This is a genomic window from Mycobacterium sp. NGS50, assembly GCF_059812545.1.
Genome location: NZ_JCALCW010000024.1, coordinates 33,718 through 46,036 on the forward strand (window position 1 = coordinate 33,718; position 12,319 = coordinate 46,036).

10 protein-coding genes are annotated in these 12,319 nt (G+C 68.2%); 8 read left to right on the plus strand and 2 right to left on the minus strand.

Annotation, left to right across the window (positions count from 1 at the left end):
* Window positions 1–91: 91 nt before the first annotated feature.
* From yajC to AC5Y36_RS17245, 6 genes are all read left to right on the plus strand, one after another.
* Complete coding sequence (gene yajC / locus AC5Y36_RS17220) at window positions 92–430, plus strand: preprotein translocase subunit YajC (protein ID WP_500042149.1); 339 nt, start codon at window positions 92–94, stop codon at window positions 428–430.
* A gap of 108 nt (window positions 431–538) precedes the next feature.
* Window positions 539–2,536: a protein translocase subunit SecD gene (gene secD / locus AC5Y36_RS17225; RefSeq protein WP_500042150.1), complete on the plus strand. Its 1,998-nt coding sequence runs from the start codon at window positions 539–541 to the stop codon at window positions 2,534–2,536.
* A gap of 5 nt (window positions 2,537–2,541) precedes the next feature.
* The gene (gene secF, locus AC5Y36_RS17230) at window positions 2,542–3,825 is read left to right on the plus strand and encodes a protein translocase subunit SecF (RefSeq protein ID WP_500042151.1); all 1,284 of its coding nucleotides are present in this window, start codon (window positions 2,542–2,544) and stop codon (window positions 3,823–3,825) included.
* Window positions 3,826–3,829: 4 nt separating this feature from the next.
* On the plus strand, window positions 3,830–5,485 hold the full coding sequence (locus tag AC5Y36_RS17235; RefSeq protein ID WP_500042152.1) for an ABC transporter substrate-binding protein: 1,656 nt from the start codon (window positions 3,830–3,832) through the stop codon (window positions 5,483–5,485).
* A complete protein-coding gene (locus tag AC5Y36_RS17240) occupies window positions 5,482–6,006 on the plus strand; it encodes an adenine phosphoribosyltransferase (RefSeq protein ID WP_500042153.1) in 525 nt (174 codons plus the stop codon). Before AC5Y36_RS17235 ends, AC5Y36_RS17240 begins: the two co-directional genes overlap by 4 nt.
* Before the next feature lie 84 nt (window positions 6,007–6,090).
* Window positions 6,091–8,415 (plus strand): RelA/SpoT family protein, encoded by a 2,325-nt coding sequence (locus AC5Y36_RS17245; RefSeq protein ID WP_500042189.1) that lies wholly within the window; start codon window positions 6,091–6,093, stop codon window positions 8,413–8,415.
* 83 nt (window positions 8,416–8,498) lie between these two features.
* On the opposite strand, the gene AC5Y36_RS17250 is transcribed toward AC5Y36_RS17245, so the two are convergent.
* Both AC5Y36_RS17250 and AC5Y36_RS17255 read right to left on the minus strand, forming a co-directional pair.
* The gene (locus AC5Y36_RS17250; protein ID WP_500042154.1) at window positions 8,499–9,392 is read right to left on the minus strand and encodes a peptidylprolyl isomerase; all 894 of its coding nucleotides are present in this window, start codon (window positions 9,390–9,392) and stop codon (window positions 8,499–8,501) included.
* Window positions 9,393–9,396: 4 nt separating this feature from the next.
* The gene (locus tag AC5Y36_RS17255; RefSeq protein ID WP_500042155.1) at window positions 9,397–10,275 is read right to left on the minus strand and encodes a peptidylprolyl isomerase; all 879 of its coding nucleotides are present in this window, start codon (window positions 10,273–10,275) and stop codon (window positions 9,397–9,399) included.
* A gap of 60 nt (window positions 10,276–10,335) precedes the next feature.
* Between AC5Y36_RS17255 and AC5Y36_RS17260 the strand changes: the two genes are divergently transcribed.
* Both AC5Y36_RS17260 and hisS read left to right on the plus strand, forming a co-directional pair.
* Entirely contained in the window at window positions 10,336–11,001 is a 666-nt protein-coding gene (locus AC5Y36_RS17260) for an MBL fold metallo-hydrolase (RefSeq protein ID WP_500042156.1), read from the plus strand.
* Between the two features lie 2 nt (window positions 11,002–11,003).
* Entirely contained in the window at window positions 11,004–12,260 is a 1,257-nt protein-coding gene (gene hisS, locus AC5Y36_RS17265) for a histidine--tRNA ligase (protein ID WP_500042190.1), read from the plus strand.
* The last annotated feature ends 59 nt before the right edge of the window (window positions 12,261–12,319 follow it).

The window sequence follows — 12,319 nt, forward strand, 5'->3', positions numbered from 1 at the left end:
CGGTGATGGCAGACTGGTGGCTACCCAGGGGCTGGGACTGTGCTGGTCCGGTGCCCTTTAACTGAACCAACACGAAAGAACTGCTGACCTCATGAGCAACAACCTGGTCTTATTCCTGCCGCTCTTCGTTGTCATGGGCGCGTTCATGTTCTTCGCGTCGCGACGCCAGCGGCGCGCCATGCAGGCCACCATCGATCTGCACGAATCGCTGCAGGTCGGGGACCGGGTGCACACCACCTCGGGGCTGCAGGGAACCATCACCGCCATCACCGATGACAACGTCGATCTGGAGATCGCGCAGGGTGTGGTGACCACCTGGATGAAGCTGGCCATCCGCGACCGCATCGAGCCGGAGGACGCCGAGCAGGATGACGCCGACGACACGGCCGCCGAGTTGACCGCGGACGCGGACCGGTTGCACCAGGATTGAACACGTACCCTTTTGCGGGTGCGGTTGAACTGATCGTCAAAAGCCAGGACTGAGCGCGGGTGACCCGAAGGCCGCGGGATCGCGCACGAACGTAGGAGACTCAACAACGTGGCAACGCCTTCGGCGCCGGTGCACCCCGCCCGCTACCTGTCGGTGTTCCTGGTCCTGCTCATCGGTGTTTTCCTGCTGGTGTTCCTGACCGGGGACAAGCATGCGAAGCCAAAACTGGGCATCGACCTGCAGGGCGGCACCCGGGTGACGTTGACCGCACGCACCCCGGACGGTTCGGCGCCGACCCATGACGCGCTGAACAAGGCGCAGCAAATCATCAGCGCCCGTGTCAACGGGCTGGGCGTGTCCGGGTCGGAAGTCGTGATCGACGGCGACAACCTGGTCATCACGGTGCCCGGCACCGACGGCAACGAGGCCAAGACCCTGGGGCAGACGGCCCGCCTGTACATCCGGCCGGTGATCAACGCGATGCCGGCGGGAGAACAGCCGCAAGGCATGCCGGGAATGCCGGGCGGGATGCCGGGAATGCCCGGTGGAGCACCGGGAATGCCGGGCGGGATGCCGGGAATGCCGGGTGGCGTACCGGGAATGCCGGGTGGCGTACCGGGCATGCCGGGGCGGCCGCCGGTACCGGGTCAGCCGGGCCAGCCGTCGGACTCCGGTCAGGCGCCGGCGCCGGGTCAATCAGGAGCTCAGGCACCCACGCCGGGTCTGCCGGGAGCGCAGAGCCCGTCGCAGCCGCTGGCACCCGGTTCCGCGGATTCGGAGATGCCGCTGCCGGTCGGACCGGCCGACGATTCCGCTGCGGTGCAGCCGCGGCCCTACCCATTGGAGCCGCCGCCGCCGACACCCAGCCCGAACCCGAACCCGCAGCCACCGGGTGCTCCCGCGCCCGGAGCAACGGGAGCTCCCGGGCTGCCCGGTATGCCGGGTGCGGGCGGGCCGGCGCTGGGCCCCAACGGTCAGCCGGACAAGAAGCAGGACCTCGCGGCGCGCATCGCGATGGCCAAGAAGCTGCGGCAGAGCGACAACAAGCTGATCCAGTCGCTGGCGTTGCGGATGCAGGCCACCCAGTGCGGCAAAGAGGGCGTCAAGGACATCCTGGCCGGCAACGACGACCCCAAGCTGCCGTTGGTGACCTGCTCGGAGGACGGCAACGCCGCCTACCTGCTGGCGCCGTCGATCATCAGCGGCGACCAGATCCAGGATGCGACATCGGGATTGGATCAGCAGAGCGGTGGCTACATCGTCGAACTGCGGTTCAAGTCCGATGCGGCTAACACCTGGGCGGACTACACCGCCGCCCACATCGGCACCCAGACCGCGTTCACGCTGGACTCGCAGGTGGTCAGCGCCCCGCAGATCCAGGAGGCGATCCCCGGCGGGCGCACCCGGATCAGCGGCGACTTCACCCAGTCGCAGGCCAGCAACCTGGCCGGCGTGCTGCGCTACGGTTCGCTGCCGCTGTCCTTTGAATCCTCGGAAGCCGAAACCGTGTCGGCGACCCTGGGCATGCAGTCGCTGCAGGCGGGCCTGATCGCCGGGGCGATCGGTCTGGCTTTGGTGCTGGTGTATTCGCTGCTGTACTACCGGGTGTTGGGCGTACTCACCGCGCTGTCACTGATCGCTTCCGGTGCAATGGTTTTCGCGATCCTGGTTTTGCTGGGCCGATACATCAACTACACCCTGGACCTGGCCGGTATCGCTGGTCTGATCATCGGTATCGGGACCACCGCCGACTCGTTCGTGGTGTTCTTCGAACGCATCAAGGATGAGATCCGTGAAGGCCGCTCGTTCCGCTCGGCGGTGCCGCGCGGTTGGGCGCGGGCCCGCAAGACCATCGTGTCCGGCAACGCGGTCACGTTCCTGGCCGCGGCGGTGCTGTACTTCCTGGCCATCGGGCAGGTCAAGGGCTTCGCGTTCACGCTGGGCCTGACCACGATCCTCGACCTGGTGGTGGTGTTCCTGGTGACCTGGCCGCTGGTGTACCTGGCATCCAAGTCGCCGACCCTGGCCAAGCCGGCGTTCAACGGGCTCGGCGCGGTGCAGCAGGTCGCGCGCGAACGGCGAGCCGTGACGACGGGACGGAAATAGCGAACATGGCATCCAAGGCCGACACCAAGCGCAGCAAGGACCTCGCCGGCGAGACCCGCGAGGTGACCGTATCCACCGGGGACACCCCCACCCTGCCGCACCACAGCTGGCTGTCGCGGTTGTACACCGGCACCGGTGCCTTCGAGGTGATCGGGCACCGTCGGCTCTGGTACGGGATCAGCGGCGCCATGATGGTCGTCGCCATCGCCAGCATCGGGATCCTCGGGTTCAACTTCGGCATCGACTTCAAGGGCGGCACCAAGGTGTCGTTCCCGAGGAGCGGCGCGGAAACCAGCCAGGTGGTGGACGTTTACCACAAGACGCTCGGGTCGGATCCCGAGTCGGTGGTGATCGTCGGCAAGGGCGATGCGGAATCGGTGCAGATCCGCACGGAGCACCTGGACAACGACCAGACCAACCAGTTGCGCGATGCGCTGTTCGAGGCGTTCCACCCCAAGGCCAAGGACGGCCAGCCGTCCAAACAGACGATCAGCGACTCCGCGGTCTCAGGGACCTGGGGCGGCCAGATCACCCAGAAGGCGCTGATCGCGCTTGGCGTGTTCCTGGTGCTGGCCTCGCTGTACATCACCGTGCGCTACGAGCGCTACATGACCATTGCGGCGATGGCGTCGATGGTCTTCGACGTCGTGGTGACCGCCGGGATCTACTCCCTGGTCGGCTTCGAGGTCACCCCGGCCACCGTCATCGGCCTGCTGACCATTCTCGGGTTCTCCATCTACGACACCGTCATCGTCTTCGACAAGGTCGAGGAGAACACCCACGGCTTCCAACACACCACCCGGCGCACCTTCGCCGAACAGGCCAACCTGGCGGTCAACCAGACCTTCATGCGGTCGATCAACACCAGCCTGATCTCGGTGCTGCCGGTGCTCGCCCTGATGGTGGTGGCGGTGGTGCTGCTGGGGGTCGGCACGCTGAAGGACCTGGCGCTGATCCAGCTGGTCGGGATCATCGTGGGCACCTACTCGTCGATCTTCTTCGCGACGCCGCTGCTGGTCACCATGCGCGAACGCACCGAGCTGGTGCGGGTGCACACCCGCCGGGTGCTGCGCCGTCGCGACCGCAGCGCCGGCCGGGACATCGGGGATTCCCGCGAGTCCGACGCCGACGCCGACGAGGCTGATGACGACGACGCCCCGGCGTCAGCCGACACGGCGACCGAGGCCGTGGCGACGACGCGGCCGGTAGCGACCAAGCCGGCGCCGGGAGCGCGGCCGGCGCGGCCGACCGGCCGGCCCCAACGTCCGTCCGGCAAGCACAGTAGGTAGCCCGATGGCGGCGCGGTGGCGGCGAGCGATGGTTCTTCCGATCGCGGCCGTCGCAGTGGCCGGCTCAACGGTCACCGCCTGCACGCCCGGCTCCGCCGATCAGATCCGCTACGCCGTCGACGGCGAGCTGCTCACCTACAACGCCACCACGGTCGTCGGCGCCGCCTCGGCCGCGCCGCAGGCCTTCGCCCGGACGCTGGGCGGCTTCGGTTACCACGGACCCGACGGACAGGTGGTCGCCGACAACGACTTCGGCAGCATCTCGGTGGTGGGCCGCACGCCGCTGGTGCTGGACTATCAGATCGCCGACAAGGCCGTCTACTCCGACGACAAGCCCATCACCTGCGACGACATGGTGCTGGCCTGGGCCGCCCAGTCGGGGCGGTACCCGCAGTTCGGCGCCGCAAGCCAGGCCGGCTACACCGACATCGCCACCATCGACTGCCACCCCGGTGACCGGAAGGCGCGGGTGGCGTTCGCTCAGGACCGCAACTTCGTCGACTACAAGCAGCTGTTCACCGCGACGTCGATGATGCCGTCGCACGTCATCGCCGAGCACCTCGGGATCGCCGATGGCGGGGTCACCGACGCGCTGATGAACACCGACGTCGCGATGGTGGACAAGATCGCCGAGGCGTGGAACACCATCTGGCAGCTCAAGACCGATCTGGACCTCAAACGCTTCCCGTCGTCGGGTCCCTACAAGATCGATTCGGTGCTCGACGACGGGACCCTGGTGCTGGTCGCCAACGACCATTGGTGGGGCGCCAAACCGGCCACCAAGCGGATCACGGTGTGGCCGCAGGACACGGACCTCGCAGACCGGGTGAAAAACGGCTCCGTCGACGTGGTGGACGTGGCCACCGGATCCGCGGGTGCGCTGAGCGCCTCGGACGACTACCAGCGCACCGAGTATCAGTCGGCCGGCGTCCAGCAGCTGATCTTCGCCCCCGAGGGCCCGCTGTCGGAGATACCCGCCCGCCGCGCGCTGGCGCTGTGCACACCGCGCGATGTGATCGCCGGCGAAGCGGGGGTGCGCATCATCAACACCCGCCTGTTCGATGCCTACGACGACGCGTTCGACGACGCGGAGAGCACCCCGGAAGCCGAGCCGTTCGCGCACTCCGATCCCGAGGCCGCCCGCGCCGAGCTGGACGGCAAGCCGCTGAGCGTCCGGATCGGTTACCGCGAACCCAACGCGCGGCTGGCCACCGTCGTCGAGGCGATCACCCGTGCCTGTGAACCGGCCGGGATCACCGTCGTCGCCCAGAGCGCATCGGACACCGGGCCGCAATCGCTGGTCGACGGGCAGATCGATGTGCTGCTGGCGGGCACCGGCGGCGCATCGGGCAGCGGCTCGACCGGCTCCTCGGCGATGGACGCCTATGTGCTGCATACCGGCAACGGCAATAACCTGCCGCGATACACCAACGGCCAGATCGACGGCATCATCAGTGCGTTGGTCGTCACGCTCGACCCGGCGGAGGTGGCCCGGCTGTTGGCCGAGAGCGCCCCGGTGCTGTGGACCGATGTGCCGACCCTGCCGCTGTACCGCCAGCAACGCACCCTGCTGACCTCGAAGAAGATCTTCGCGGTCAGTGCCAACCCGACCAGCTGGGGCGCCGGCTGGAACATGGACCGCTGGGTGCTCAAGCGGTGAGCGACGCGGCTGAGCTGGTCGCGGCGCTGACCCGCGAGGTGGCTGACTTCCCGTCGCCGGGAGTCCAGTTCAAGGACCTGAGCCCGGTTTTCGCCGACGCCCGCGGCCTGGCCGTCGTGACCGACGAGTTGGCGCAGTTCGCGGCGGGCGCCGAGCTGATCGCCGGGCTGGACGCCCGCGGGTTCCTGGTCGGGGCCGCGGTCGCTTCGCGGCTGGGTGTCGGGATGCTGGCGGTCCGCAAGGGCGGCAAGCTGCCCCCGCCGGTACACACCGAGGCCTACAGTCTGGAGTACGGCACCGCGAGCCTGGAAATCCCGGCCGACGGAATCGAACTGGCCGGCCGGCGCGTTGTCATCGTCGATGATGTGCTGGCGACCGGAGGCACGGTGGCCGCGGCGTGGCGATTGTTGGAGCGTGGGGGTGCGACGGTGATCGGAGCGGCCGTGGTGCTTGAGCTGGCCGGACTGGGCGGGCGCGGCGCGGTGGCGGGGCTGCCGGTGCACAGTGTGCGCCGCGTCTAGCCGATATTCTTGTGATCGGAGGTGACGAACGTGGCAGATGAGGAACCCGGGACGGGCCAGGCTGTCCAGTTGCCTACCGAGCCGATGTCGCTGGCCGACGTTCTGCCGGTCGACGCTCCCGGCGAGCGCACCGACATCCTGAGAATCCCGACCAGTGCGTCGCGGCGGGTGCGGGCCCGGTTGGCGCGCCGGATGACCGCGCAGCGCGGAGCGCTGAACCCGGTGCTGGAACCGCTGGTGGCCGAGCATCGGCAGGTCTACCCCAAGGCCGACCTGTCGCTGCTGCAGCGCGCCTACGACGTCGCCGAAGCCCGGCACTCCAGCCAGATGCGCCATTCCGGGGACCCCTACATCACCCACCCGTTGGCGGTGGCGACCATCCTGGCTGAACTGGGTATGGACACCACCACACTGGTGGCGGCGGTGCTGCATGACACCGTCGAGGACACCGGCTACAGCATCGAGGAACTCACCGCCGATTTCGGCGAGGAGGTCGGCCATCTGGTCGACGGGGTGACCAAGTTGGACAAGGTGGTGCTGGGCACCGCCGCCGAGGGCGAAACCATCCGCAAGATGGTCATCGCGATGGCCCGCGACCCGCGGGTGCTGGTGATCAAGGTCGCCGACCGGCTGCACAACATGCGCACCATGCGGTTCCTGCCGCCGGAGAAGCAGGCCCGCAAGGCGCGCGAGACCCTGGAAGTCATTGCGCCGCTGGCACACCGGCTGGGGATGGCCAGCGTCAAATGGGAGCTGGAGGATCTGTCGTTCGCGATCCTGCATCCCAAGAAATACGAGGAGATCGTGCGCCTGGTCGCCGACCGGGCGCCGTCGCGGGACACCTACCTGGCCAAGGTGCGCGCCGAGATCGTCGCCACGCTGGGAGCCTCGAAGATCAACGCGACGGTGGAAGGCCGCCCGAAGCATTATTGGTCGATCTACCAGAAGATGATCGTCAAGGGCCGCGACTTCGACGACATCCACGACCTGGTCGGGGTGCGCATCCTGTGTGACGAGATCCGGGACTGTTACGCCGCGGTGGGCGTGGTGCATTCGCTGTGGCAGCCGATGGCGGGCCGGTTCAAGGACTACATCGCTCAACCGCGCTTCGGGGTGTACCAGTCGCTGCACACCACCGTGGTGGGTCCCGAGGGCAAGCCGCTGGAAATCCAGATCCGTACCCGCGACATGCACCGCACCGCCGAGTACGGCATCGCCGCGCACTGGCGATACAAGGAAGCCAAGGGCCGCAACGGGGTTCCGCCGTCGCATGCGTCGGCCGAGATCGACGACATGGCTTGGATGCGCCAGCTGCTGGACTGGCAGCGGGAGGCCGCCGACCCCGGCGAGTTCCTGGAGTCGCTGCGCTATGACCTTGCAGTGCAAGAGATTTTCGTGTTCACGCCGAAGGGCGATGTGATCACCCTGCCGGCCGGGTCGACGCCGGTCGACTTCGCCTACGCCGTGCACACCGAGGTCGGGCACCGCTGTATCGGCGCGCGGGTCAACGGCCGGCTGGTCGCGTTGGAACGCAAGCTGGAAAACGGGGAAGTCGTCGAGGTCTTCACCTCCAAGGCGCAAAACGCCGGGCCGTCACGGGACTGGCAGGGCTTTGTGGTGTCGCCGCGGGCCAAGACCAAGATCCGGCAGTGGTTCGCCAAGGAACGCCGCGAAGAAGCGCTGGAATCCGGCAAGGACTCGATCGCCCGCGAGGTGCGTCGCGTCGGACTTCCGTTGCAGCGCTTGGTAAAGGGCGAGTCGATGGCCGCTCTGGCGCACGAACTGCATTACGCCGACGTGTCCGCCCTCTACACCGCCGTCGGCGAAAACCATGTCTCGGCCCGCCACGTGGTGCAGCGGCTGGTGGAGGCGCTCGGCGGGGTGGACGAGGCCGAGGAGGAGTTGGCCGAGCGCTCGACCCCCATGACCATGCCGCGCCGCCAGCGCAGCACCGACGACACCGGGGTGGCGGTGCCGGGCGCGCCCGGCACCCTGACCAAGCTGGCCAAGTGCTGCACACCGGTGCCCGGCGACGACATCATGGGATTCGTCACTCGCGGCGGCGGGGTGAGTGTGCACCGCATCGACTGCACCAACGCGGCGTCGCTGCAGCAGCAGGCGGAGCGGATCATCGAGGTGCAGTGGGCGCCGTCACCGTCGTCGGTGTTCCTGGTGGCGATCCAGGTCGAGGCGCTCGACCGGCACCGACTGCTGTCCGACATCACCCACGCGCTCGCCGATGAGAAGGTCAACATCCTCTCGGCGTCGGTGACCACGTCGACTGACCGGGTGGCGATCAGCCGGTTCACTTTCGAGATGGGCGACCCCAAACACCTGGGTCACCTGCTCAACGTGGTGCGCAACGTGGAGGGCGTCTACGACGTCTACCGCGTGACGTCCGCGGCATAAGGACGGGCGCCGCGAGCGTGCACAGTTGCACGCTCAACCGCGGGCTGAACCGTACAACTGCGCACGCTCGCCGAGGAGCGCCGTCAGCTCACCCGTACCGAGCTGATCGTCACGTCGCGGGCCGGTGCGCCGTCATCGGCGCCGCGCGGGCCGGCGGTGACACCGGCCGCGGCGATCTTGTCCAAGGTGGCCAGCCCGGCGTCGTTGATGGTCCCGAACACCGTGTACTGAGGCGGCAGCTGGGAATCGCCGTACACCAGGAAGAACTGGCTGCCGTTGGTGTCCGGGCCGGCGTTGGCCATGGCAACCGTGCCGCGCGGGTAGGTGACCGCGGATTTCAGCCCGATGTCATTCGGCGGGTACTGGTCGGTGGGGTATTCGTTGGCGAACTCGTAGCCCGGTCCGCCGGTGCCGCTGCCGGTCGGGTCGCCGCACTGCAGCACCTTGAGCGCCGGGTTGGTGGTGAGCCGGTGGCACGGGGCGTTGTTGAGAAAGCCCTGCTTGGCCAGGCTGACGAAGCTGTTCACCGTGCACGGTGACTTGGCGTTGTCCAAGGTCAGACCGATCGGACCCTGATTGGTTGTCATCTGGGCGCTGATCTGGGCGGGTTCGGTGGCTACCTTGCCCGACTTCGGCGGCTCGACGGGTTTGCTGGCCGGCTCCCGCGACGGGGTGTACTGGCAGTTGGCGCCCAAATCGGCTGACGGGGTGAACGACGGGAGCTCCCCGTTGGCCGGCGGCGCTTTGGCGACCGGGGTTTGGCTGCTCTGCTGGGGCGGCAGCGGCGGCAGCGGGGCGCGGGTGGTCGAGGACGCCAGCGGCCGGATGCCCTCGCTGTCGCCACCACCTCCGGCGACCAGCACCACGGCGATGGCCACCAACGCCACCACGGCGACGACCGCGCAGGACAGTCCGACGATGACAGCCGTCTTCGTCGGATGCTTCTTGGGGTTCGGGGATTCCGGTGTGGTGGTCATCGGCTCAGTCCAGCCGCGCCGAGGTGATGGTCACCTTGGTGTTGGGTGCGCCGTCGTCGGGGCTGCGGCCCCCTGCTGCGACGCCACCCTTGGCGATCTTGTCCAGCGTGGCTAGTCCGTCCTCCTGGATCTTGCCGAAAACTGTGTACTGGGGCGGCAGTTGGGAGTCCTTGTAGACCAGGAAGAACTGGCTGCCGTTGGTGTTGGGGCCGGAGTTGGCCATGGCCAGCGTGCCGCGCGGATAGATCACCGGGGCCTGTGATGCAGGGTCGCCGGCCGGATACTGGTTGGTGGGGTATTCGTTGGCGAATTGGTAGCCCGGGCCGCCGGTGCCGTTGCCGGCCGGGTCCCCGCACTGCAGCACGCTCAGACCCGGAGCGGTGGTGAGCCGATGGCATTCGGTGTTGTCGAAGAATTTCTGCGAGGCCAGGCTGGCGAAGCTGTTGACCGTGCACGGCGACTTGGCGTTGTCCAGCATCAGGCCGATGGGGCCCTGGTTGGTCATCATGCTGACGCTGACCTCGGCCGGCTCGGTCGGCACCTTGCCGGACCGCGGGGCCTTCGCCTCTTTTGCGGCCGGCTCCGCAGACGGCGGGTACTCGCAGTTGCTGCCCAGCCCGGCCGGTGCCTTGAACTCCGGCAGCTTCGCCGTGCCGTCGGGCGCCGCGGAAGCCTCGGTGTCGGTGGCGGGGCTGGCCGTGTCGTCGGAGTTCTTCCCGGTGAGCAGCACCGTCGCGGTGACCGCGCCGATGACCGCCAGAACCGCCACGGCGGATCCGATGATCGTCAGAAGGCGGTTGCGGCGGGCCTGCTGGGCGCGACGCTCGAGCTGCCGTTCGAGCTTGCGTTTGGCGGTGGCGCGTCGTTGTTCGTTGGTCGGCACGGCCTTGAGTGTGCCAGCCCGAGAAGAAACCGGCTGGTTTGGGATGGGAAACTGGGCAGCGTGTTGATCACCGGATTTCCGGCCGGGTTCCTGGCGTGCAACTGTTACGTGCTGGCCGAACGCGCCGGCGCTGACGCCGTCATCGTCGACCCCGGACAGCGCGCCATGGGCCCGCTGCGGAAGATCCTGGACGAAAACCGGTTGACACCGGCCGCGGTGCTGCTCACCCACGGTCATCTCGACCACATCTGGTCGGCGCAGAAGGTGTCCGACACGTACGGCTGTCCGACCTACATCCATCCCGAGGACCGGTTCATGCTGGCCGACCCGATCAAGGGCCTGGGGCCGCGGCTGATCGGCGCGATGGTCAGTGCCGTTTTCAAGGAGCCCAAGCAACTCGTCGAGCTGGACCGGGACGGCGACAAGATCGGCGTCGGCGGCACCACCGTCACCGTCGACCACACACCCGGGCACACCCGCGGATCGGTGGTGTTCCGGGTCGTCGGCGACTCGTCCGAGGTGGTGTTCAGCGGCGACACGCTGTTTTTGGGGTCGGTAGGCCGCACCGACCTGCCCGGCGGCAGCGGGCGGGACCTATTGGGCTCGATCGTGGACAAGCTGCTGGTGCTCGACGACGACACCGTGGTGCTGCCCGGGCACGGCCCGCGCACCACCATCGGCGCCGAGCGGCGCAGCAACCCGTTCCTGCAGGGGCTGAGCGCGTGAGCATGTTCAATGCGCCCAAAGGGGTGCCCGACTACTTCCCGCCGGACTCGGCGGCCTTCGTTGCGGTGCGAACCGGCCTGCTGGAGGCCGCCCGCCGCGCCGGCTACGGCGACATCGAACTGCCGATCTTCGAAGACACCGCGCTGTTCGCCCGCGGGGTGGGGGAGTCCACCGATGTGGTCTCCAAGGAGATGTACACCTTCGCCGACCGCGGCGACCGTTCGGTGACGCTGCGCCCGGAAGGCACTGCCGGGGTGGTGCGCGCGGTCATCGAGCACGGGCTGGACCGCGGCCAGTTGCCGGTCAAGCTGTGTTACGCCGGACCGTTCTTCCGCTACGAACGCCCGCAGGCCGGTCGTTATCGCCAGTTGCAGCAGGTCGGGGTGGAGGCCATCGGCGTCGACGACCCGGCGCTGGACGCCGAGGTGATCGCGGTCGCCGACGCCGGGTTCCGCTCGCTGGGCCTCGACGGCTTCCGGCTGGAGATCACCTCGCTGGGCGACGACACCTGCCGCCCGGCCTATCGGGAACTGCTGCAGGAGTTCCTGTTCGGGCTCGACCTCGACGAGGAGACGCGCCGCCGCGCACAGATCAACCCGCTACGGGTGCTCGACGACAAGCGCCCGGACGTTCGTGCCATGACAGCCGACGCGCCGGTGATGCTCGATCACCTCTCCGACGCCGCCAAACAGCATTTCGACACCGTGCTTGCCCACCTCGACGCGCTGGGCGTGCCGTATGTCATCAACCCGCGGATGGTGCGCGGACTGGATTACTACACCAAGACGACCTTCGAATTCGTGCACGACGGACTGGGCGCCCAGTCCGGTATCGGGGGCGGCGGACGCTACGACGGGCTGATGCGTCAGCTGGGCGGGCGGGACCTGTCCGGGATCGGCTTCGGACTCGGAGTGGACCGCACCCTGCTGGCGTTGGCTGCCGAGGGGCGCAGTGTCGGCGCGACAGCGCGCTGCGACGTGTTCTGCGTCCCGCTCGGCGAGCGGGCCAAACTGCACCTGGCGGTGCTGGCAGGACAGCTGCGGGCCGCCGGTGTGCGGGTGGATGTGGCCTACGGCGATCGCGGGATGAAGGGCGCGATGCGCGCAGCGGATCGGTCCGGCGCGACGCTGGCCCTCGTCGCGGGCGAGCGGGATATCGACGCCGGCACCGTGGGTGTGAAGGAGTTGTCGACCGGCGAGCAGGCGAGCGTCGCAACCGGTGAGGTCGTCGCGGACATCTTGCGCCGAACGTCGAGTTAATGCACGCCTGTCCCCAGATCGCGTAAATTAACCCGACACTGGCTGGTCGCCAGTGGTGC